Annotated in this window: 22 protein-coding genes and 1 riboswitch; of the genes, 9 read left to right on the plus strand and 13 right to left on the minus strand. The window is 62.2% G+C overall.

The genetic code is table 11. The features are described from left to right. Positions 1–14 precede the first annotated feature (14 nt). On the minus strand, positions 15–1,199 hold the full coding sequence (locus VGD45_RS01160; RefSeq protein ID WP_331153428.1) for a sensor histidine kinase: 1,185 nt from the start codon (positions 1,197–1,199) through the stop codon (positions 15–17). Between the two features lie 207 nt (positions 1,200–1,406). Further along, entirely contained in the window at positions 1,407–1,814 is a 408-nt protein-coding gene (locus tag VGD45_RS01165; RefSeq protein WP_331153429.1) for a nuclear transport factor 2 family protein, read from the minus strand. A gap of 158 nt (positions 1,815–1,972) precedes the next feature. On the opposite strand from VGD45_RS01165, the gene VGD45_RS01170 reads away from it, so the two are divergent. Continuing rightward, positions 1,973–2,611 (plus strand): glutathione S-transferase family protein, encoded by a 639-nt coding sequence (locus VGD45_RS01170; RefSeq protein ID WP_331153430.1) that lies wholly within the window; start codon positions 1,973–1,975, stop codon positions 2,609–2,611. Here the strand turns inward: VGD45_RS01170 and VGD45_RS01175 are convergent. The 3 genes from VGD45_RS01175 to VGD45_RS01185 all read right to left on the minus strand — a co-directional run bounded on the left by VGD45_RS01175 (position 2,608) and on the right by VGD45_RS01185 (position 5,770). Continuing rightward, a complete protein-coding gene (locus VGD45_RS01175; protein WP_331153431.1) occupies positions 2,608–3,726 on the minus strand; it encodes a hypothetical protein in 1,119 nt (372 codons plus the stop codon). The two genes, VGD45_RS01170 and VGD45_RS01175, sit on opposite strands and share 4 nt — an antisense overlap. Before the next feature lie 98 nt (positions 3,727–3,824). Beyond that, positions 3,825–4,922 (minus strand): hypothetical protein, encoded by a 1,098-nt coding sequence (locus tag VGD45_RS01180; RefSeq protein WP_331153432.1) that lies wholly within the window; start codon positions 4,920–4,922, stop codon positions 3,825–3,827. Continuing rightward, a complete protein-coding gene (locus VGD45_RS01185) occupies positions 4,919–5,770 on the minus strand; it encodes a hypothetical protein (RefSeq protein WP_331153433.1) in 852 nt (283 codons plus the stop codon). Before VGD45_RS01185 ends, VGD45_RS01180 begins: the two co-directional genes overlap by 4 nt. 156 nt (positions 5,771–5,926) lie before the next feature. On the opposite strand from VGD45_RS01185, the gene VGD45_RS01190 reads away from it, so the two are divergent. The 7 genes from VGD45_RS01190 (at position 5,927) to VGD45_RS01220 (ending at position 13,566) form a co-directional block, all read left to right on the plus strand. Continuing rightward, complete coding sequence (locus VGD45_RS01190) at positions 5,927–7,387, plus strand: CHRD domain-containing protein (RefSeq protein WP_331153434.1); 1,461 nt, start codon at positions 5,927–5,929, stop codon at positions 7,385–7,387. Between the two features lie 95 nt (positions 7,388–7,482). Continuing rightward, a complete protein-coding gene (locus VGD45_RS01195) occupies positions 7,483–8,256 on the plus strand; it encodes a TorF family putative porin (protein ID WP_331153435.1) in 774 nt (257 codons plus the stop codon). Positions 8,257–8,323: 67 nt separating this feature from the next. Continuing rightward, positions 8,324–8,890, plus strand: coding sequence for an RNA polymerase sigma factor (locus tag VGD45_RS01200; RefSeq protein WP_331153436.1), 567 nt, complete (start codon positions 8,324–8,326; stop codon positions 8,888–8,890). Positions 8,891–8,918: 28 nt separating this feature from the next. Further along, the gene (locus VGD45_RS01205) at positions 8,919–9,545 is read left to right on the plus strand and encodes a zf-HC2 domain-containing protein (protein WP_331153437.1); all 627 of its coding nucleotides are present in this window, start codon (positions 8,919–8,921) and stop codon (positions 9,543–9,545) included. Continuing rightward, positions 9,542–10,792: a S8 family peptidase gene (locus VGD45_RS01210; protein WP_331153438.1), complete on the plus strand. Its 1,251-nt coding sequence runs from the start codon at positions 9,542–9,544 to the stop codon at positions 10,790–10,792. Before VGD45_RS01205 ends, VGD45_RS01210 begins: the two co-directional genes overlap by 4 nt. A 109-nt stretch (positions 10,793–10,901) precedes the next feature. Beyond that, the gene (locus tag VGD45_RS01215) at positions 10,902–12,428 is read left to right on the plus strand and encodes a hypothetical protein (protein WP_331153439.1); all 1,527 of its coding nucleotides are present in this window, start codon (positions 10,902–10,904) and stop codon (positions 12,426–12,428) included. Between the two features lie 58 nt (positions 12,429–12,486). Continuing rightward, positions 12,487–13,566, plus strand: coding sequence for a retroviral-like aspartic protease family protein (locus tag VGD45_RS01220; RefSeq protein ID WP_331153440.1), 1,080 nt, complete (start codon positions 12,487–12,489; stop codon positions 13,564–13,566). Between the two features lie 6 nt (positions 13,567–13,572). Here VGD45_RS01220 and VGD45_RS01225 read toward each other — a convergent pair whose 3' ends face one another. From VGD45_RS01225 to thiC, 7 genes are read right to left on the minus strand one after another with little or no spacing between them, the layout of a single operon-like run. Then, complete coding sequence (locus VGD45_RS01225; RefSeq protein ID WP_331153441.1) at positions 13,573–14,901, minus strand: carboxylesterase family protein; 1,329 nt, start codon at positions 14,899–14,901, stop codon at positions 13,573–13,575. Positions 14,902–14,908: 7 nt separating this feature from the next. Then, positions 14,909–15,652 carry a hydroxymethylpyrimidine/phosphomethylpyrimidine kinase gene (locus tag VGD45_RS01230; RefSeq protein WP_331153442.1) on the minus strand — a complete coding sequence of 248 codons (744 nt, stop codon included), beginning with the start codon at positions 15,650–15,652 and terminating at the stop codon, positions 14,909–14,911. Continuing rightward, positions 15,653–16,276 carry a thiamine phosphate synthase gene (locus VGD45_RS01235; RefSeq protein WP_331153443.1) on the minus strand — a complete coding sequence of 208 codons (624 nt, stop codon included), beginning with the start codon at positions 16,274–16,276 and terminating at the stop codon, positions 15,653–15,655. Further along, positions 16,273–17,043: a thiazole synthase gene (locus tag VGD45_RS01240; RefSeq protein WP_331153444.1), complete on the minus strand. Its 771-nt coding sequence runs from the start codon at positions 17,041–17,043 to the stop codon at positions 16,273–16,275. The genes VGD45_RS01235 and VGD45_RS01240 overlap by 4 nt, the downstream gene beginning before the upstream one ends. A gap of 1 nt (position 17,044) precedes the next feature. Beyond that, positions 17,045–17,242 (minus strand): sulfur carrier protein ThiS, encoded by a 198-nt coding sequence (thiS, locus tag VGD45_RS01245; protein ID WP_331153445.1) that lies wholly within the window; start codon positions 17,240–17,242, stop codon positions 17,045–17,047. Continuing rightward, on the minus strand, positions 17,226–18,221 hold the full coding sequence (gene thiO, locus VGD45_RS01250) for a glycine oxidase ThiO (RefSeq protein WP_331153446.1): 996 nt from the start codon (positions 18,219–18,221) through the stop codon (positions 17,226–17,228). The genes thiS and thiO overlap by 17 nt, the downstream gene beginning before the upstream one ends. 5 nt (positions 18,222–18,226) lie before the next feature. After that, positions 18,227–19,984 (minus strand): phosphomethylpyrimidine synthase ThiC, encoded by a 1,758-nt coding sequence (gene thiC, locus VGD45_RS01255; protein ID WP_331153447.1) that lies wholly within the window; start codon positions 19,982–19,984, stop codon positions 18,227–18,229. A gap of 89 nt (positions 19,985–20,073) precedes the next feature. After that, positions 20,074–20,191: riboswitch (TPP riboswitch) on the minus strand. Positions 20,192–20,429: 238 nt separating this feature from the next. Between thiC and VGD45_RS01260 the strand changes: the two genes are divergently transcribed. Then, positions 20,430–21,599 carry an HD-GYP domain-containing protein gene (locus tag VGD45_RS01260; protein WP_349263176.1) on the plus strand — a complete coding sequence of 390 codons (1,170 nt, stop codon included), beginning with the start codon at positions 20,430–20,432 and terminating at the stop codon, positions 21,597–21,599. A 7-nt stretch (positions 21,600–21,606) separates the two neighbouring features. Here VGD45_RS01260 and VGD45_RS01265 read toward each other — a convergent pair whose 3' ends face one another. Continuing rightward, positions 21,607–22,857: an MFS transporter gene (locus VGD45_RS01265; protein ID WP_414717544.1), complete on the minus strand. Its 1,251-nt coding sequence runs from the start codon at positions 22,855–22,857 to the stop codon at positions 21,607–21,609. Positions 22,858–22,891 lie beyond the last annotated feature (34 nt).

Genomic DNA, 22,891 nt, shown 5'->3' on the forward strand with positions numbered 1-22,891 from the left:
ATCGTCCCGGTCCGTCATGCCGGCAGCGTGAAGCGCAGCTCCGCGCCACGATCCTTCTCGGCTTCCGCCCAGATCGTGCCGCCGTGGCGCTCGATCAATCGTTTGGCCAAAGCGAGCCCGGTGCCAAGCCCTTCGAACTCCGCTTCCGTGTGCATGCGTTGGAAAAAACCGAACAGCCGACCGGCATATCTCGAGTCAAAGCCCACGCCGTTGTCCTTGATGCAATACACGATGTGATGTCCCTGCCGCCGGCCACTTACTTCGATGCGCGCCTGCTCGACTTTGCGCGTGAATTTGAAGGCGTTCGACAACAGACTCTGCATCACCAGACGCAGCAACTCGTAGTCCGCTTCCACCGGCGGCAGCTCGCCGATTTCGATATCGATGTTCCGGCCCGGCGCGGCGCTGCGCAGCTCTTCGATGACTTTGGCCGTCATCGCGCTCACATCGACGCGCTGACGATGCAGCGGCAGATGCGTGAGCATATCGATGCGCGCGAGCACGTCCGCGCGATTCGCCAGCTTGGACGCCCCGGTGGAAACATGATTCAGCAGATTCATGGCCGGCGGCGGCAACTGCTCGGCGTGATTGCTCACGATCATGGTCGAGATCTGCTCCAGGGTGCGCAACGGCGCTCGAAAGTCATGCGATATCACATTCCCATATTGCTTCAGATCGGCTTTGGCCCGCGCCAGCTCCTCACGCAGCTTGGCCGAGCCCGCTTCGAGCAGCGTGACGAACACGCCGCCCACGTTTCCAGATTCGTCGCGTATCGGCGCGAACGAGAACGTCACGACTGCCTCTTCGGCGCCGCCCTCGCGATCGAACGACACTCGTTGATCCTCGAGCCGTGCGGCCTCGCCACGAGCTGCGCGCTCGAAGCAAGCGTGCATCGCCGGCCATGTTTGCGACCAGCTATATACGAAGTCCATTCCGAGCGCCGCCGAGTGTCCGATCATGGCGAGCTGCGAATAGGCGTCGTTATATATTTGTGTCCGCTCGCTTCCCCAAACCACGCACGCTGGCGCAGGAAGCGCGAGACAAATTCCGAGCGCGGCGCGCAGACTCGACGGCCATCGATCGAGCACCCCGAGCGTGCTGCCGGCCCAGTCCTTGGCGCTGATCAACTCACCCATGACGCCGCCGCCCGAGAGCCATTGCCTCGGGCTGATGTCAGCGCGATCTTCGTGCCGCTTCATAAGGGACCAACACTTTGCTATTGCTGCAGACGACGCAGCATCGATGACGCGGTGTCGGATGATCGGGGATTGGTTGCGGTGTGTCTAGATGCGATCCACCGCTGACGATGTAGCGTCAACGGCGCTAGCCGTGGTTAATACGTATGCTCGAGCGTGCACGAAGACGCGGTGCAGATGTTTTGTTGAATTGTCGACCGAGCGCGCGACTCAGTCGGCGCCCTTCATCGGTGTGATCGAGGTCGCGGCGATTTGCCACTGCCCGCCCTTGCGTGTCCACACATGCAAACTGTAGTGAGCATCGTCACCCTTGGTGCCGTGAGTCATGATCGCGACATCGGGATTGACGAACGTGACTTTGTAGTCGGTCGGCTCATACCGCGCGCCGGCGGGCGCAGGCTCGTTAGCCGCGATCTCCGCCTTCTTTCCTCTGACGCCTTCGGGCGTCACCGACACGACCTGCTCGGAAAGAAGTTTCTGAGTGAGCGACATGTCGCCTTTCATCGTCGACTCGCCCCACTTCTTGTCGAGCGCGATGAGATCTTCGGTGTCGCCGGCGTTGGCGTTTGTGACAAACGCGAGCAGGAGCGACGCGAGAACCAGTGAAGTGCGTTGCATATATTTCTCCCTGCGGCGCCGTCGGCGCCTTCTTATGGTTAAGTCGAAAGGACGCTATGCCCGCCACAGGATCGAGTCAAGCAAACGATGTGCTGCAGCTGCACGCCGGCAGCCAGCCTGTCATACTGTTTCAATCATTACCGCGGAAAGGGATCGCTGTGACCTACACGCTTTATTATTCGCCGGGCGCGGCCAGCATGGCCGTGCACTGGATGTTGATCGAAACGGGTATCCCATTCGAGGCCAGGCTGGTCAGTATCGACGCCGGCGAGCAGAAGTCTCCAGAGTATTTGCGCGTGAACCCGAGCGGCCGCATTCCCGCGCTCATGGTCGATGGAGCAGCGCGCACAGAATCGGCGGCATTGCTGATGCTGCTGGCCGAGCGGCATCCGGAAAAAGGCTTGGCGCCGGCGCCCGGCACTGCTGGCCGTGGCGAGTGGCTGGAGATGATGGTGTATCTGGCGAACACAGTGCTGCCTGCCATGCGTGACTGGTTCTACGCTGGCACGGACGGAGACCCTTCCGGTGCGGAAGCAGTCAAGGCGCTCGCACGACGCAGAATCGAAGGCGCATGGGATCGTTTGGACGCTCAGCTCGCGGATGACCGCAGTCATTTGCTCGGCAACCGGTTGAGCACCGCCGACCTGCTTGCAACCATGCTCTTGCGCTGGTCGCGAAACATGCCGCGCCCAGCGATCCAATGGCAGAACCTCGCGCCTTACATTCGCCGGATGCGAGCCATGCCGTCGTTCATCGAGCTCAACCGCCGTGAGGGACTGACGGATTGGTCGAACTAATCGGCGAGTCCGGGCGGTAACGACTCGTTCGGATAGAAGGTCGCGAAGTCTCGCAGCAGTTCGTGGGCCGTTGCTGTATCCGTGCTGTCCTTGGCGATACGCGCCAGGCGGATCAGCTCCGAGCTCGCGAGCGGGCGGAACTTCGCGTCCGCCTTTAGCTGCCCTCTGGTCACGACGAGCGCTTCACCTTCTCGATTCGCCGCCAGCAGTCGACTGACCAATTCCTGAGCAACCCGTTGAGTAAACTTCGGCGGCTGCCAGGTGAGTGTGCGCATGAATAGAAAACGCAGCTCCGCGAGCTGATCCTCACTCGCGTCCAGATGACGACACAGCGCGTGCCAGGCGTTGTTCATCGATCCTGATCGCCAGTGCGCGTAGATGGTATCGAGGGCTTCCTTTCGCCGCTCGGCTACCGGGTCTCTCTCGGGCAGCTCACGCTGCTCGCCCAAGAAATCCGTTTGCTGCTCGATTTGCGCACGCCGCTCAAAGAGCATGCCGCCGGTGAGCACGATGAGCGCTAGCCACGTATAGATCAGCAAGCCGAAGCGGAGAAAGGCCGGCGTCGGCGTGTTGAGCGCGATCAGGCAGGCCGCTGCAAGCACCGCCGTGACACCGACGATCCATGCGTAGCCGCCGCCCAGCGCCTGGGCCATCTTCACGCATATATATGGGTTCAGAGACTGGCGAGCGCCGCCCGTCCAGCCTTGCACAGCCAGCACGGCGGGCAGACCGATCAGCACGACGATGCCGAGCAAGCTGCCCAGCACCGGGCCGAAGAAGAATGAATTCGCGCCGGTCAGCACAAAGGCGATGACTACCAGGATGAGCGGCAGCAAGGTTCGCCACTCTCCCACCGAGTGCATCACCATCTCCACCGACAGCACGGGGGCCTCTTTCGCGCCCGACGCCAGCTCATCGAGCGTGGCGAACGAATACTTGAACAGCCAGGACAGCAGGATAAAAGCGAGCGGCCACCCGAACAGGCCCACCTTGCTGGCAATGGCAAGCGCGATGCTCAAGACCACGATCGTGATCGCCGCCGACGGCCCGTGCAGTATCTTCAGCAGACGCAACACCTGCTCCAACGAACTCTCCGACGTCCTGGATCCTTTCATCGTCCGGCCAACTCCCCTTTGCAAACCCGATTGTATCGGCTTTGCCGGCGACCGGATCGGCGCGTTTAACAGTCGGGCGCGCGGAGGGCTCCTGACGATCAGAAGAAGCCGTGCAATTGGGCGAAATAGATCCTGCGGTTCTGCAGGTCGTTCTGTGGAATGCCGTCGTAGATGCGCGCGCCGACCCGTAGCTGCACGAACTGAAATGGAAACAGCTCGTAAACCAGGCTGTAGCGGTTCTGCTCGTCCTCGTCCACGTCGGTGTCGGGCTCGAACACCTCGGCGGTGAGCTTCAGGTTCTGGCCTTGTGAGATGAGCCAATTGGCTTCGACGAGCCCGACCCACTGCTTGCGCTCCACGGGGCCGAGAGTTTCGTCGGTGAGATAGTCGGCCTCCGCGAGCCAGGCGATGGGTCCCGTGCGAAGGCCGGCGAATACTCCCTGCATCTGACGATCGCCTGCGTCTGTGTGATTCAGATTGAATCCCGCGCCGACGCGCCAAACGCTCTGCACGTGCTCGGCGCGCAAGCTCACTTGTTTGCCTTCGTCCTCCTCCGGCCCGCTCGCCGTACCATTGGTGACGGCAAGCTGCGCCGACAGCGAGCCCGATTCGTATCCCATCTGCACGCCGCGATCCGGCGTCGCGAAATTGATGCCCGTCACCTGGCGAACGAACGCTCCGTCATCTTCGAGACGCAGGCCATAGGGCAAATAGAACTGTCCGGCCTGCACCTGCCAGCGTTGATCCTGAGTCGTGTAGCGCGCGAATGCTTCCAGATTCGTGCTGCCGCCGGGCGCGATCCGCTGATCGATGTACACGGCCAGGCGATCCGGCACTGGAGTGATCGCGAGGTACGCCCGCGCCTCTTCGATGTCGAACTCGGATCTAGCATCGTTATCCGGCACATCGGTATGAGTCGCGTTCGCGCGTAGATTTCCTCCGAGCGCGAAGAAGCGACTCACCGTGCCCGTCCAGGCATCCGTGCCTGTGCCTTCGATGCGTCGTGCTGGCAGAGCGCCCTGGGCCCACCCATTACCAAAAGCATTGCGCATGCCGCCGCCGGCGGCGTTGAAATGACAGCTGCTGCATTTGAGTCCTTCACGAACCGCGAAGTACGGTTCGGCCTGGACATAGCCCGCGACGATGAACAGCGCGACGAGCGCAGGGATCTTCCAGAACACTGTGCTCGACCTCATCGCGTCATCTCCACCGTGAAGCGCAAAACGAAATCTCCTCCGGGCGTCCCGTCGCCATCGCCGTCGATGGCCCGAGAAGCGAGATCGGCCAGCGCAACCGGCTCGACGCCGCTGATGCGCAACTCATATTCATCGACGGCCAGAGGCGTCGCGCCTGGCGCGATCGCCAGCACCGTGGGTTGTTGCGATCGAATCGACACCTGCAGGGGCATCCGCCGTTCGTTGCCCGACTCGAATTCGCCATCTCCTCCACTGGCGCGCAATGTCACGAGCTCCGACTGCAACAGAGATGTGTCGAGCTCGAGGTTCGAAGCGATGACGATCTCCCGCATCGAGACCGGCGCGACTTGCCCGGTCATGGGCGACACCGCCGTCAATCGCGCAAGTTCGATGCGAGATTTCTGACTGGCTGCTCCGGAACTATTCGGCGCGCCATCGGTGATCCATTGCCTGATGACGTCGATCGTCGATTGCGGCAGTGGCGGCGCATTCAGCGGCATGCGCCCGCCCACCGCGGCCGTCCCTTGTAATTTCTGGATGAGATAACTCGCATCCGGATTGCCCGGCTGCACTCGTCGCAAGGCCGGCACTTCCACGCTAGACGCATTCACCAGCAATGCATACGACGCGCCTTCCTCGAGTCGTAATCCAAGCGGCGCGGCCGCTCCCGCATGGCATCCCGTACAAACCGGCGTGAAGACTTGGGCCTGGATGGACTGGAAAGTGGGTTCCAGCGTGCCGGTATCTTCACCCGCGGGCCGACCGTTCTCGTCCAGCCCCTCTCCGTTCCCTGCGCAAGCGGCGAGTGCACAGCTCATGCACAGCACCGAAAAGTTCGCCAGCCTCATGCATTCACCTTTTGGCCCATCGTCGATTGTCGTTGGCTGGCCGGTGAGTGCCCGCGCACTCGAATCAGGTTCACTGGTGCGTTTTGAACTTCACGACTGCAGATGGGCACTCACGCGCAGAACGACTGGCATCGATGCTCCCGCGGAGAGCGCACCATGCGCATGCAGAGAACAATGAAGCTCGACTGGCGATTCCCTTCGCTCGCGACCACGCTGATTGCGCCATTCATATTGAGTGGCTGTGGCGGCGGCGGTGGCTATGGTGGCGGTGGCGGTCAACAGTACGCCGCCCCGACCGTGTCACTCACCGTCCCCAGCGGTGGCTCGGTCAACAGAACCGTACAACTGACCGCGAACGCCACGGCAGAGCGCGGAGTAAGCAGCGTCGAGTTTCTCGTCGACGGCACGGTGATCGGAACCGATACCACGGCGCCCTACTCTGTCGATTGGAACACCTCGACAGTCTCCGATGGTTCTCATTCCGTAACAGCGCGCGTGACCGATGCAGGAAATGCATCGGCGACTTCCGCCGCCGCCACCGTGACCGTGCTGAATTCACCCGCCATCGACGTCAGAGTCAGCGCGGCCGAGGTCTTCCCAAGAACCAACTCGAATGCGACGGGCACGGGCCAACTCACATTCAACCTGGTGACAGGTGTAGTCACGGGCGGCTTTACACTCACCGGCATCACTGCGACGCTCGCGCATATCCACACTGGCATTGCCGGGACAAACGGTCCCGTAATCGTAGACTTCTTACAGAGCGCCAGCGATCCGAACCGTTGGGATGTGGAAGCCGGGGACGTGTTGAATGCCGACCAGGTGAACGCACTGCTCGCCGGTCAGCTATACGTGAACGTCCACTCCGCCGCTCATCCCGGTGGAGAGATTCGCGGCCAAATCAAACCGCAGGGAATCGTATTGGGCATCGCCGGACTCAGTGGCAACAACGTAGTGCCCGCGGTCTCGAACTCGGCCACGGGTTTCGCCGCGATGACCGTCAACGAAAGCGCGAATACCGCCACCGTGCATGTGCAGACGACCGGAGTGGACGATGCAACCGAAGCACACGTGCACAGCGCGCCTGCCGGTGAGAATGCCGCGGCGCCATTGCTCACATTGATGAAGGATCCGGCACTGGCTTCGCACTGGCTGTTGGAGCAACAAAGCATCACTCAAGCCGAACGCGATGCGTTGGCAAGCGATCGACTCTACGTCGATGTTCACACGCCGGCTTCGCCAGGCGGCGCATTGCGCGGACAGTTGTCGACGGATACGGAGACGCCGGCCGCGGTCACACTGACTCAGCTGCAAACCACCATCTTCACGCCCACGTGCTCGGGTTGTCACACTGGCGGCGGCACCTCGCTGCCCTCTTCCATGAACTTGTCGAACGCGGCCGCGTCGCACGCCGCACTTGTAGGTGTCGCGAGTACAGAGCAGCCGTCGTTACAGCGAGTGACTGCTGGCAACGCGGATGCGAGCTATCTGGTCCGCAAGCTCGAAGGTGGCCCCAGCATCACCGGTGGCCGCATGCCGCTGGGAGGCGCCCCCCTGGATCCGGCGTTGATCGCCAACGTCAGAGCGTGGATTACCGCGGGCGCACCGAACAACTGAGCTCGACCGATTCTATTGTTCTCTTTGGGCCGTTTCAGCGCGTATGCTGTTCGCACCGAGAGCTCCTCGGACGAGCGGCACGCTGACGGCCCGACATGAACAGGCGTCTTTCCAACAGTGCGGCGGACGAGTCGCGGCAAACGCCGCCGTGGGCCTCATGCATTGTTTTCATATTCGGTCTGCTGGCAGTCGACACGTCGCACGCCGATGTGAAATGGAGCGGCTCGCTGGCCTTGACCAGCGACTACGTTCAGCAAGGCCTGTCGCAGACGAGAGGCGAACCCACACTGCAAGGGGGCCTGCGAGCCCAAGTCGACGAGCATTGGACGGTGGGCGCCTGGGCCTCGGGCATCGAGCGCTACGACGGTCCGGGCGCGGACATGGAAATCGACCTGTACGCCGCGCGCGCCTGGAGAATCACCCCCGATTGGATCGCGTCGCTGACGGCCACTCATTATTTCTATCCGGACGACGTGCCGTACGTGAGTTATGACTATGACGAAGTGGCTGCCTCGCTGGGCTACCGCTCCGCGTTGTTCGCAACAGTGGCGTGGTCGCCGAACTACGCCGATGCAAGCTATCGGGGTGTAGCGGCCGACCGATCAGCGCTGTCGTACGAGCTCAGCGCCAATCAAGCCATCGTCGGTGGCTGGTCCGGCAATGTCGGCGTGGGCTACCGGGATCTGAGCGAGCTGTTCGACCAGGAATATTGGTACGGTCACGCCGGGCTGATGCATTCAGCCAAGCGACTCACCTTGCATCTCACCTATACCTATGTGGACCGTGACGCGCGGCGGCTGTTCGGGCACGAACGCGCCACCAATACCTGGTCCGGCACTCTGATCTGGAGATTCGGCGACATCGATTGAACCGTGCGGCTCGCCAAGGGTACTTACCAGCGTGATGACGCGCACCCACAACGATACGAGCCCGAGAGTGGCGTCGGTCCCCAAACCGCCGCTCAACAACAACGAGGCAGAGCTGGCCCTGATCCGGCGCATCAGCCTGCGCGATCGGGGCGCTTTGCGCGAGTTGTATGTGCTGTATCACCGGCGCCTGTCTCGGTTCCTGATGCGGATCACGCAGCGGCAGGACCTGGCCGAGGAAGTCATCAACGACACATTGCTGGTCGTATGGAACAGCGCCGAGCGCTTCAGGGGTGACTCCCGCGTTTCCACCTGGATCGTCGGCATCGCTTACCGGCGCGCGCTGAAGAGCGTGCGTCGGCGTCGATCGTTCGAGCTGATCGAGTTGGAAGCGAACGAGTCCCTGGTCGGCGTCGAGGGGCTGCAAGCCTGCGAAACCCAGGAGTGGATCGAGCAAGCGCTCGAGGAGCTGCCCATCGAGCAGCGCCTGTGCCTGGAGCTGGCGTATGTGCTCGGTCACTCCTGCGAGGAGATCGCGGTCATCACCAGTTGCCCGGTGAACACTGTCAAGACACGCCTGTTCCACGCCCGGCGCAAGCTGAGCGTCCTGTTGCCGCGCCTGGCGGGCAATCCATAGAGATCGAATAGAGAACATCGAGAATCGCATGCACAGACTGCACTCCAATCATGAGCAGTGCTGGGAGTTGATCCCCTGGGTCGTCAACGGTCGCGCGAGTGACGTCGATCAGCGCGAGGTGCTCGCTCACGCGGAAAATTGCAGCGAGTGCCGCGACGAACTCGAACGGCACCGGGCTCTTTACAATCAGATGCGTGGCACGGACGACGTAATCGCCGCGCCAAATGCGTCGTGGCAGAAGCTGCTTGCGCAGCTCGATCAGCAGCCCGCTGCTGAAAAGCCCGCTCGGATCAAACGCCCCTGGCTGGTGGCGGCGATCTGGATCCAGCTGATCGCGATCGCCGCGCTCACGGGCGCGTTGTTTAGATCCGCCGCTCCTCCGCAGCCGGAATACACGACGCTCGCGAGCCCACAGGCGTCAGATCGGCAAGCCGCCGTGCGAGTGGTGTTTGCCCCGAATGCCCAGCTGCAGAATATCAACCAGATGTTACGAGCTGTCGAATGCGACATCGTCGCCGGCCCGAGCGAAGCCGGCGTCTACACGCTGGCGACGCGGGAAGGCCAGGACGTGCGCCGGATCATGGCCACCCTGCGTGAACATTCCGAAGTGTTGTTCGCGGAGCCCAGTCAAATGTCGGCTGGAACCACTCGATGAAACATCTGGCGGCACTGCTGGCGATGCTCGCACTCAGCGCCTGCATGCAGTTCGCGCGCGAGTCCGCCGACGAAGAGCTCATTCGCACCCATCCCGAACGTTTCGTTGTCATCACTCTGCACAACACCGAAGGAATGCCTTCCCCTCGGGCCGGTTCGTCGCCCCGCGATTACGGCTCGGCCATGCAGTACGCGATCGCACCTCGCACTCGAGCAACCGCTCGCGAGCTGGCGACACACTACCGGCTCACACCGGTGCGTGAATGGCCGATCTCACAACTGCGCGTCCACTGCATCGTGTATCGAATCGATCCCGGCGAATCGCAGTCCGACCTGCTCCGTCGGCTGCGCGACGATGCGAGAGTCGAATCCGCTCAACCCTTGAATTCGTTCGGGACACTCAGCGGCTCTTACAACGATCCTTACGCCGGCTTACAGCGCAGTCTTCCCGCGATGGGCATCCCTCAGGCGCATGCTTTATCCCGAGGCAAAGGCGTCACCATCGCCGTGATCGATACCGCTGTCGACGTGACTCACGCCGATCTTGCAGGCAGCAAGATCGCGGTCAGTAACTTCACGGGGCAACGTACTCGCGGAGCCGCGCATGGCACGGCGGTCGCGGGTGTTATCGCCGCGACCGGCGGCAACTCGGTGGGCATCGTAGGCATCGCGCCGGAAGCTCAGGTGCAATCGCTGGCGGCCTGCTGGTCGGAATCGTCCAGTCCCGCGCGCGCCGTTTGTGACAGCTTCACGCTCGCCATTGCCTTGGGAAGCGCGATCGAGATGAAGGCCGATATCGTCAATCTGAGTCTCGGCGGCCCGAGCGATCCGCTCTTGCGCCGGCTCGTCGAGCACGGCCTGGCTCGCAATATGATTTTCGTCGCGGCCCTGCCGACCGAAGGTGTGGCGGCGGGTTTTCCTTCGGAGATTCCAGGCGTCGTGGTCGTCGACGCCGTCGGCCACGCGCACACCGCTCGCGACGTGCTGCTCGCGCCTGGCATCGACGTGCTGACGCTCGTACCACATGACAGTTACGACTTCGTGTCCGGCAGCTCCATGGCGGCGGCGAACGTGTCCGGCGGCATCGCCCTGCTCCTGTCACATCGGTTGAAAGTCAACGAAGTGCGGGATGTGCTGGCCCAGACCGCCCCGAACGGCGACAGCATCAATCTTTGTATTGCTCTCGCCGGCCCGGAAGCCGAGCAACGTTGTGGCGGCGAATCGCGGGCCGTGCATATAACTCGCTGAATTCGCCCGACGCGCGCTCAATATTGCCGAAATTTAGTTGCGAGGAAATTCGCTCTCCTCTTTTGTTCGGGCTGGGACTACTCTATCGGAAGCGCACTAGGGGGACACCATGGCGCTTCCTGGCCTGATCGAGGCGAGAAATACGAGACGCGTGCTCGCGGCCGTTGTGTCGGGCGCGCTTCATCTCGGGATTTTTCTGGCGGTCGTCGTGTTCGGCGGCCGGCAGGACGGCATCGGCTCCAGCGAGCAGCCCGCCTCGCAGATGGTGCTGATCGAGGCTCCCGACGTCGATCGCAGCGACGGCCTCGACCTCGCGCCGCTGGAGCCCAGCTTTACGACGGCGGAGCTCACCGAGGAACTGGGCCAGGACGCCGAGCCACCCGCGCCGATCAGCGAAGAAAGCAGCACCGATCCGGTAGTTGCACAGTCTTCCCCGCCGGAGATCCCGGCCGACTCCACCACGACCGCGAGCCTGCCTGAAACCACACAAACCGCGGCCACGTTCGCCGCCTCACAAGAGGAGCTGGCCGCTCTGCCGGAGCGTCTCGCCCGCTTGATCGAACAACAGGCCGGTAAGCTGGAAAGTCAGCTGGAGTGGCAAGACAACGGTAAGCAATACACGGCCAAGCTGGTCTGGGAACGCGCCAAAGACGGCACGGCGCTGGAGCACGTGATCGCGCAGGTCAGCGCGGCCAGCCATGGCAAGCTGCTGTCGACGCGCATCATGCTGAAACGTCTGGCGTTCTCGCAGTTCACTCAAGTCGTGGATCGCTGGGATCCGATGGTGCAGCTGCATGACGACGTGATCGTCGGCCGCTTTCACAGCAACTCGCAATTCAACGTAATGCACGACTCGCGCGTCGGCCCGAAATTTCTAGGGAAAGTGACGACGGCCGCGCGCACCTTCGAGATGTTCGCCAGCGGCCGCCGGCGACAGGCGGAGATTTTTCCGGGCGGCGTGGAAACACGCACCAGCCGGATCGATCTGCCCGAAGCCCTCCAGCCCTTTGCCTGGGCGCCACGAGAGGCGGAAGCCCGGATCCACGAGCTGACCGACGACACTCGTATCCGGTTTTTTCCCGACGGCAGTTACATGTGGCGCACCAACGGCTCGACTGGCGCGGGCTATCTCAATTCGCCGTCCGAGCATCCGGTGTATTTCATAGCCGGCCAGGGTGTCACGCTGTCGGTGCAAGGCATGGTGGCCGGCAAGATCCTGGTCTACTCGCCGCAGAAGATCGTCATCGAGGACGACATCACCTACGCACGCGACCCGCGTCAGGTGAAGGATTCGCGCGACTATCTCGGCCTGGTCAGCGACAAGTACGTGGAAGTGGCGTCGCCGGGCACGACAGGTCCGGGCGATTTGCACGTCCACGCGGCCATTTTCGCGGGCCGGCGCTTTGTCGTAAGAGACATCGACCACGCCCGCTCCGCCACTTTGAAGATCTACGGCAGTCTTTCGGCGGGCAGCCTGTCGGCCAGCGAGCCGCGCTACGCCACCGAGATCGAATACGACCCGCGCTTCGAAAAGCGGCGGCCGCCGGGGTTCCCCTTCACCAGCCGCTTCGAAGCCGAGGAATGGGACGGCCAATGGGTGGAGTCGGAGGAACGAATGGCGGAGCAAACGTTCTAAGGAAACGAGGAAAAGCGATTCCGGCCGAGGCTTGCGGCGGAATCACAGGGATGGGGGGATGGGGATTCACGCGACTGGCAACGATGTCGAGGGAAACATGACCCCGCGTCTGTTCGTGATTGCGTTGGCGATGCTGCTGTCGGCGTCGGCCAGTCTGGCCAATGATGTCGATTCGAAGCCGATCGTGTCGCCGCCTCAGGCACAGACGGAGGCCGTCGTGCCGCCCCTGCTGGACCAGCCCCTGCTCATGCCGCCGCCGTTGGACGTGGAAGAGTTGGTGGTCGAGGCGCCAGAGCCACGTTACGTCGCACCGACCCTGCGTGACCGGATCGGACGAGTCTGGGCCCCGGTGTATATCAACGGCAAAGGCCCATTCCGCCTGGTGCTCGACACCGGCGCCAACAGCACCGCCGTCGTCCCGTTGCTCGCCAAGCGCCTCGGCGCCGACGAAACTCGCACCGTGAAATTACTCGGCGCCACTGGCTCGGCGGTAGTCCCGATGATCAAGGTGGACAGCATCGAAGTCGGCGATCTGTGGCTGGGTGAACGCCACGTGGCGGTGGTGCCCGACGTGTTCGGTGGCGCCGAAGGCGTGCTCGGCGCGGATGGTCTCAGCGACAAGCGCATCCACATCGATTTCAAGAACGACCAGATCTCGATCCTACGCGCGAACGCACCGTTTCGCGCTCTGGGCTTCAGCCGCGTTCCGGTGAAGCTGCGGCACGGTCACTTGCTGATGTTCGACGTCAAGCTCGCCGGCGTGCGCACCCGTGCGACGCTGGACACCGGCGCGCAGGCCACCATCGGCAACAAGAGCCTGAAAGCCGCGCTCTCCAAGAAATCTCAGGGCGTGACGAACGCCGTCATCGGCGTGACCCTCGACGTCCAACACGGTGAAACACTGTTCGCTCCGGCCGTGGACATCGGCGATGTTTCGATTCGCGGCATGCGGGTGACGTTTGGAGACATGTATATCTTCGACGCGTGGAAAATGAGCGATGAGCCCGCGCTGGTCATCGGCATGGACATCATCGGTCTCCTGGATACGCTGGTCATCGACTACAAACGCCGGGAGTTGCATCTGAAGCCGCGCCGCGCCCCCGACCGGCAGCGGCTCACCGAACGCATGACGAACTGATTGTCGTCAGTCGTGCACTGACTTGTAGCTGAGCACTTCAGGCTCGATCAGCCCCGGTTCGAGAGTTCCAGTCCTCGCGAACGACGACCACACTTCTCGCACCTTGCGACCGCGGCTGTGCACTTCCGTCCAGTCGAGTCCCGCGATCAGATCCGCATCGCGCCAGGTCTGCTCATCGCCGAACAGCAGCGGCAGATCGATGGCGTGAGTCGCGCCGAGCTGATTGGTCTTCGATCCCCAGTGGATGAGATAAGTGAACGCGCGGCCACCGCCCTGCACGTGACGTTTGGCGAAGCGCTGCGCCGCTGCCGCGTACACTTTGCGTGTGATGGTATCTACAATGGCGCGACGGAGGACTCCTCCGATCATCGGTAGCGCCGCCATTTTCTTGGCCGCGTCGATGATGGGAATGAAGAACGATCCCTCCTCCGCGGTCAGTCCGATGAGAACATCGAAGCGAGGCGCGCAACGTGACCATGCCGCATCGATGTCACGTTCTTCTGGCAATGGATGATGACCATATTGAGTGCCGAACGGCATGCTCGCCGGCCAGCCGAAGCCGCTAGCGGCCGACACGACGGAATCCTGCGCAGCGATCACATCTTCCGTCGTTGCGTCGTGCGCCACGCGAGCGGCTATCTTCATCATCGCCTCGGTCATTTTGCGGCGGCCGAGGCTGATCCCCAAGGGCGCGCTCTGGATGATGGCGCGCCGGAACAGATCCTGCGCGCCTTCGGCGATCATCAGGTGCGCAATCGCATCGCCGCCCGCGGACTGGCCGAACAGAGTGACGCAGTCGGGATCGCCGCCGAAAGCAGCGATGTTTGTTTTCACCCAACGCAGGGCCGCGATGATATCCAGCAGTCCCAGGTTGGCGGCACGGCCCTCGGCGCCACCGAGAAAACCGAGCAAGCCCAAACGATAAGTCACCGAGACGACGATGACGCCCTGCTCTTCCACCAGCGCCTTCGGATCGTAGATGGCGGCGTCACCCGCGCCGAACACATACGATCCGCCGTGGATCCACACCATGACAGGCCGTCGGTCGCCCGGCGTCACATCCTCCGGGAGCGTGAGCGACAAACGCAGACAGTCTTCCGTCGTGGCCAGCTGTCGCACGCTCGACTGCATCAGTCCCATGCCGAAGGGATGGTCGGCCTGCGCGCAAGCTGGCGACCATTCGGTGGCGTCGATGTCGGTGGATGAAGGGGGCTCGGCGACCGGCGCCTGGAAACGCCCGGCACGCGCATAGCGAATTCCGGTAGCACGAATTACTCGCCCGTCGCGCCAGCCGAGAAGGCGGCCTGCGGGCGTATCGAACGAAGGCGGCGTCATCCGCGTACTATAACGTCGCGGACAACTCTCTATAAACGTATGCCTTCGCTTGTCGACATGCCGCCTCCATCCCTACCCCCGCGGCGAGCAAAGCGGCAATTGCAGAACTGAGCGCGCAGCCGGTGCCACGCAGGGTTGCGTTCAAACGAGTGGAGCGCAGTAATGATGGCGTCCCAATTCGCGGAGCGAGCACATCGATCGCGTCAATGCCGGATCCGTGGCCGCCTTTGAGCAACACATAGTCGGGGCCAAACTCGAGTAGCGCTTCTGCCTGGTTGGACTGATCTGCCTCGGTGCTCGCGACCTTCACATCCAGCAGCGTCGCTGCCTCACCCAAGTTCGGCGTCACCAACGTGCATCGAGGTAACAGCTGGTCGCGCAGCAGCGTCAGCCCGTCGCTGTCGAGCAGCGCCGTGCCGGAGGAGGACGACAGCACGGGATCCAACACGACCGGGATGCGCCGCCGATCGGGAAGCTCCTCCAGCACCGCACGAACGATCGCGGCGCTGCCGAGCATGCCTATCTTGATCGCGGCGATCTCGTTTGATTGAAGCGCCGTGTTGAGCTGCTGGCGAACGAGGTCGGGAGCGAGCACGCATGCGGCCGCGACTTGACCGTGAGTTTGCGCAGTTACCGCAGTAACCACGCACGACGCACGCGCCCCGAAATCGGTGACGACTTGAACATCTCTGACGAGACCCGCTCCGCCACTCGAATCCGTGCCGGCAATCACGAGCACACGCGATGGCATTCAGCTGTTCTCTCTTTGCACCATCGCTTCCCGCGTGGCGCTGATCCACTGCTGTGCTCTGAGTTCAGGTGCCGGGTTACGCAGAACATCGGAAACGACCGCGGCACTGTCCGCGCCGGCTCTGAAGACATCCGGCAGACGCTCGACCGTCAGTCCTCCGATGGCTACCAGAGGAATGGGAGCGATGCGACGTTTCCACTCGGCAATGCGATCCAGGCCTTGTGGCGCCCAGGGCATCACTTTCAGCGTCGTCGGATAGATCGGCCCGAGTGCGACGTAGTCCGGACTGAAGGTAAGCGCGCGGTCGAGCTCTTCATGACTGTGAGTGCTGATGCCCAGGCGAACGCCTTCGCGCTGCAACGCTGACACATCCGCACTATCAAGGTCGGATTGGCCTAGATGAACGAAGTCGCAGCCTTCGTCGAGCGCGATCTGCCAATAGTCGTTGACGATCAAACACGCCCCCGCCTGCCTGCAAAGCCCCTTCGCCAGCACCACCTGCCGACGCACCTCGGCCGGAGGTTCGTCTTTGATGCGCAATTGAACAAGTCGAACTCCCACGGGCAGCAGACGCGGCAGCCATGTGACGTCGTCCACGATCAGATAAAACGGATCTAGCTTCATGTGAGGAATGCAAGACCGACTTCTGGCGTCGAAGGAACCGCAACATCACTGGGCAGCATCGGCTCGGCCAGGAAGGCCGTGCGGCCAGCATTGACCGCATAACCAAACGCCGCGGCCATGGCAGGCGGATCGCCGGCGCGAGCCACCGCGGTGTTGATCAAAACGCCGTCCATGCCCAACTCCATGGCTCGTGCCGCGTGCGACGGAACACCGATGCCGGCGTCCACTATCATCGGCACTGACGAGAATCGAGCTCGCATCGCTCGCAGCCCCGGAACATTGTTCAAGCCTTGGCCCGAACCGATGGGCGCACCCCAAGGCATCAGGACGCGACAGCCAGCGTCGAGCAGTTTGTCCGCGACCACCAGATCTTCCGTCGTGTACGGAAAGACTTGAAAGCCCTCATCGCAAAGAATCCTGGCCGCCTCGACCAGCCCGAACACATCCGGCTGCAGCATCGACCGATCGCCGATGACTTCCAATTTGATCCAGGTCGTGTCGAACAGCTCGCGGGCCATGTGCGCCGTGGTCACCGCTTCTTTGACGGAATGGCAGCCCGCCGTATTCGGAAGCACACGCACGCCCAGCGAGCTGATGATGGAAAAAAAGCCCTGCCCCGAGCGATCGGTGCTCGACTCACGCCGCAGGGATACCGTGACTACATCGGCGCCGGACGCTTTGACCGCCTCCGTCAGCACCGCCGGCGATGGATATCTCGCCGTTCCCAGCAGTAGTCGCGAGGTCAACCGTGTGTCGTAGACGAGCACGTCAGCCTCCTTGCATGGGCGCGACGACTTCGATGCGGTCGCCTTCGTCGAGTCGTTTGTTACGGCGCTCCGCCTTTGGAACGAAATGGCCGTTGACCGCGGTCGCTACGAAGCTGTCGGTGTAACCCAGCTCGCTCAGCGCCTGATCCAGGTTTGCAGCGGCGATATCGCGAGCATCGCCGTTAAGCGTGATTCTCATAGGCCACCTGAGGACAACGTTCATCTTTCAAGACAGCGTCAGCGGCCATTTGCGCAAAGGCGGGCGCAAGCAGGAAGCCGTGCCGGAAGAAGCCGTTGATATAAATTCGATCCCGCCGCCAGACGATGCGCGGCATATTGTCGGGGAAGGCTGGACGCACTTGGGTGCCCATCTCCAGAACTTCAGATTCGGCGAACGCCGGATGTAACGCGTAAGCCGCGCTCAGCAACTCCAGCATCGAGCGAGCTGTTATTCGACTGGTGTCGTCGCTCTCGATCATGGTGGCGCCCACCATGAACACGCCGTCGGCGCGCGGCACGATGTACGCCGGAATTCTGGGATCGAGCAATCGAACTGGTCGCTGAAGCGCAATCTCCTGCGAGCGCAATAACACCATCTCTCCCTTCACGCCCCGCAGATCTCGCAGCTGATGTCGCGCAGCCAGGCCGGTGCAGTCGATGACGAGATGATCGCCACGCGACTCATCGGTGCATGTGATTCCGAAATGGATGCGCCCGCCGAGCGCGATGACTCTGTCCGCGAGGTATCGGAGCGCAGCGCGGGGATCGATGTGCGCTTCGTCTTTGAAGAACAGTGCTCGCGGGAACCGGTCGGCGAGCGACGGTTCCAACTTTCCGATTGCTGCTCCATCCCACCATTCATAGCGCGTCGTCCGGCGACTGAGTGTCACGAGTTCAGACGAGTGACGGCCCTGCGCCACCACCAGGCTTCCCCGCTGCACTAACGCCGGCGCGCGCTTGCTCCACCATGCAAGGCTTTGCTCGCCGAACTTTGCTACCAACTCAGCGGAGTGATCGCACTCACACCAGGGCGCCAGCATGCCGCCGGCGAACCACGAGCAGCTTTGCGGACCGAACCCCTGCCCCTGCTCGAACACTTCGACGGCGATGCCGCGCTCGGCGAGTTCGACGGCGCACGTCAGACCTGCGATGCCCGCGCCGACAATCGTGACCCTCACGGCGATCAGCTCGCGCTCGGATTGATGTAGATCTCGCCTTGCTCCCTGAACTTTTGCGCCATCTCGGTCATGCCCGATTCGCGCGCGGCAGCCTGCACCTCATGCGAGATGCGCATCGAGCAGAACTTCGGACCGCACATCGAACAGAAGTGCGCGAGCTTGTGCGCCTCGCGAGGCATGGTTTCGTCATGGAAGGCGCAAGCCGTGTCGGGATCCAGCGAGAGGTTGAACTGATCCTCCCAGCGGAAATCGAAGCGTGCGCGCGAGATCGCATCGTCTCGATCACGCGCGCCTGGGTGCCCCTTGGCCAGGTCAGCCGCATGCGCGGCGATCTTGTATGTGATGACGCCGGTTTTGACGTCGTCCCGATTCGGCAGGCCGAGATGTTCTTTCGGCGTGACGTAGCAAAGCATGGCGGTCCCGAACCAGCCGATCATGGCCGCGCCAATTGCCGATGTGATGTGATCGTATCCAGGCGCGATATCGGTCGTGAGCGGGCCGAGCGTATAGAACGGCGCCTCCGAACAGTGCTTGAGCTGTTCGTCCATGTTTTCTTTGATCTTGTGCATGGGCACGTGACCCGGCCCCTCGATCATCACCTGGCAATCGCGGCTCCAGGCGATCTTCGTCAGCTCGCCGAGCGTGCGCAGTTCTGCGAACTGCGCGGCATCGTTCGCGTCCGCGATGGAGCCCGGGCGCAGACCGTCGCCGAGAGAGAAGCTCACGTCGTACGCTCGGCAGATCTCGCAGATTTCCTCGAAATGCTCGTAGAGAAAACTTTCTTTGTGATGCGCGAGACACCACTTGGCCATGATCGAGCCGCCGCGCGACACGATCCCGGTCACCCTGTTCGCTGTCAGCGGGATATATTGCAAGCGAACTCCGGCATGGATCGTAAAGTAATCCACACCCTGCTCAGCCTGCTCGATCAAAGTATCGCGGAAGATTTCCCACGTCAGCGCTTCCGCCACGCCATCCACTTTCTCGAGCGCCTGATAAATCGGCACGGTGCCGATGGGAACCGGCGCGTTCCTCAGAATCCACTCGCGAATGTTATGTATGTTCCGGCCCGTCGACAGATCCATCACGGTGTCCGCGCCCCAACGGATCGCCCACACCATTTTGTCGACCTCTTCCGCCATACTGGACGTCACGGCGGAGTTGCCGATGTTGGCATTGATCTTCACCAGGAAATTGCGGCCGATGATCATCGGCTCGGATTCGGGGTGATTGATGTTCGCGGGGATGATGGCGCGACCCGCCGCGATCTCCGCGCGCACGAATTCCGGCGTCACATACTCCGGCACATTCGCACCCCACGAATTGCCGTCGCGAGCGCCCGCTTGCCCGGTTCGCGCGCGGCCCACGTTTTCTCGAATCGCGACGAACTCCATCTCCGGCGTGATGATGCCCGCGCGCGCATACGCCAACTGCGTCACCGCCGCGCCTGCCTTGGCTCTCAACGGAGCATGCCTAATTGGAAAATCCGCGCTCAGCGCCTCGACGCGGCGCTCGACATCGTTCCTCTCATGAATCCATTTTTCGCGGATTCGCGGCAGACCTTGCTCGATATGAATCTTGACGCGCGGATCCGTGTAAGGCCCTGAAGAATCGTAAACAACCACATCCGGCTCACGCGCCGACGGATGCAACGTGATTGCGCGCATCGGCACCTTGATATCAGGATGCAATACGCCAGTTTCGTGGATCTTGCGGGAAGCAGGCAGCGCGGCCGTGCTGACGGGTACCGCTTTGGCGTTCATCCGATTCTCCCTTGCAATCGTTCATGGGAGATCCAGAGACACGCCGGGGTACGAAGCAACGCATACGCGACGTCGTTGACGACTATGTATCGCTACGCGATTGGCCTTTCCTACGCCAGTATGACCTGGATCAGGTTCAAGGGTCGTCATACCGCGCCAAGCGCCAATGACCTCTCAGCCCCTATAGGGGCTCCCCTAGCGAGTGCGACGTTAACGTTTCCGGGTGACGCGCGTCAATGTTTGCGAGAACCCCTGAATCGCGCGCCATGGATTGCACGCCGAAGTTCCACTTAGGTTGCGCGCTGCCTTCGCTTTGCGACGGACCTCTCAAAATCCGTTGGGGGCCGACCGTAAATTTTCCGGGTGCGGCTGCCGATGCAGAGCAACACACGGCTCACCATCCGACATGCTGAAGAAAATCGCCATATCTGAAGTTCGAACCGGGATGTTCGTGGCTTCGGTCGACGGACCGTGGCTGAAGCACAATTTGTGGAAGACCCGTTTCCTGGTCAAAGACGGAGACATGCTCGCGCGCCTGAAGAGCTCGGGCGTGGAACAGATCTGGATCGATCTTTCCAAGGGCATGGACGTCGCGCCTCCGAAGGACAGCCGCCCTGCTTCAGTCGCGGCGCCAGCGCCCGAGTCCGCGCCGACGCAGAGAAAGCGCGGCGGCTCGATGGCGGACGAGTTGGATAACGCAAGTCAGGTGCTGAAACGTTCCAAAGAAGCGGTGACTTCGCTGTTCAACGAAGCGCGCATGGGGAACGCCGTGAACACCGGCGACTGCGCGCCGCTGGTCAACGACATCGTCGACTCGGTCGATCACAACGCGAACGCGCTGGTCAGCCTGTGCCGTCTGAAGACGGCGGACGAATACACCTATATGCATTCGGTATCGGTGTGCGCATTGATGGTGTCGCTCGGCCGGCAACTCGGCCTCGACGACGACACGGTGCGCGACGCCGGCATGGCCGGTCTGCTGCACGACCTGGGCAAGGCCGTCATGCCCCAAGACATCATCAACAAACCGGGCAAGCTCACCGACGAAGAATTCACCATCATCAAATCGCATCCGGTGCGCGGCTATGAAATGCTGCTCGAGAGCGGCGTCGACAATGAGCGGGTGCTCGACGTGGCCCGCCATCATCACGAGCGCATGGACGGCAAGGGCTATCCGGACTTTCTGCCCGCCGACAAGATTTCGTTGATCGCGCGCATGAGCGCGGTGTGCGACGTGTACGACGCCGTGACGTCAGATCGTCCGTATAAAGCAGGCTGGGATCCGGCCGAGTCGGTCTCGAAAATGGCGTCCTGGGAAGGCCATTTCGATCCGAAGGTGTTGCAGACCTTCATCAAGACCATCGGCATCTATCCGGTCGGCTCGCTGGTGCGCATGGCGTCCGGCAAACTGGGCGTGGTCGTCGAACAAAACGCGGCCAAGCTCACCGCGCCCAAGGTGAAGCTGTTCTTCTCCACCAAGTCGGGCATGCCGTTCGAGCCCAAGCTGATCGATCTGATGGATCCGCTCGTCAACGATCGCATCGTCGCCCGCGAACCGCCGGAGAACTGGAGCTTCGGCTATCTCAACGATCTGTGGGCGAACCACATTACGTGATTTGAACCTAAGCCGCCGCAGCCTCGGCGCGGCGTGCGTCTGGCAACCAGATGGCGAGTAAGCCGAGCAGCGGCAGAAATGCGCTGAGGCGGTAGACCATTTCGATCCCATAAACATCCGCCAGATGCCCGAACGAGGCTGCCGCCAGGCCGCCCACGCCGAACGAAAAGCCGAACATCATTCCTGACACCATGCCGACGCGCGAGGGCATCAACTCTTGCGCGAACACCACGATTGCCGGAAACGCTGAGGCGATGGTCAAGCCGATGAGCACGGTGAGCGCTTCGGTCCATGCCAGGTCGACGAAGGGCAACAGCAGCGTGAATGGGATCGCGCCCAATACCGAAAACCGGATCACGTTCCTGCGGCCGAAGCGATCGCCCCAGTAGCCGCCGGCGAGCGTGCCAACCGCAAGCGCTCCGAGAAACAGGAACAGATGCACCTGCGCCTCGACCACGCTCAGCTGAAAACGCTCGATGAGATAGAACGTGTAGTAGTTGGTCAGGCTCGCCACATACGCGTACTTGGAAAAAATCAACACCAGCAGAATGGTCATGCCCTTGGCGACGTGCCCACGTGGAGCGGCGGCCTGCGACTTGTGCGGCGTGCGCAGTCGCTGCAGGCGAGGCAATCCGTGATGTTTGTACCAGACACCGACGTTCCACAGGATGGCCGTCGATACCAGCGTCAGCAGCGCGAAAGCCACGAGGCTCGACTGCCCCCACTTCACGACGATCAGCGCTGCAAACAACGGTCCGATGGCCTGACCGGCGTTGCCGCCCAGCTGAAACAACGACTGCGCAAGGGAATGACGATTACCTGCCGCCATGCGGGCGACACGGGACGATTCGGGATGAAACACGCTCGAGCCCATGCCGAGCATCATCCCGCCGATCATCAGCCAGCCGAAGCTCGGAGCCATGGCGAACACCGCCAGGCCCGCGGCCGTGAACAACGTTCCGGCCGGCAACGAAAACGGCGCGGGCCGCCGGTCGGCGACATAACCGACCACCGGTTGAAGCAACGACGCGGTGGTCTGATACGCCAGCGAGATCCAGCCCAGCTGCGCGAAGCTCAGCTGGTGACTGTCTTTGACCATGGGATACGTCGCCTGCATCAGCGACTGCATCATGTCGTTCATCAGATGGCAGCAGCTGATCGCCAGAATCACAGCAAATGCGGTGTGATCCCGCGGGGTGGCGGGATCGTGAACCTCGACCGAGGAATTCAAAGAAAGGCTCCGTGCAACCTGCGCCATGAGCCGCGCCGGTTCGAAAGGGACTGAAATCTCA

The organism is Steroidobacter sp., assembly GCF_036402275.1.
Classification (GTDB): Bacteria; Pseudomonadota; Gammaproteobacteria; order Steroidobacterales; family Steroidobacteraceae; genus Steroidobacter.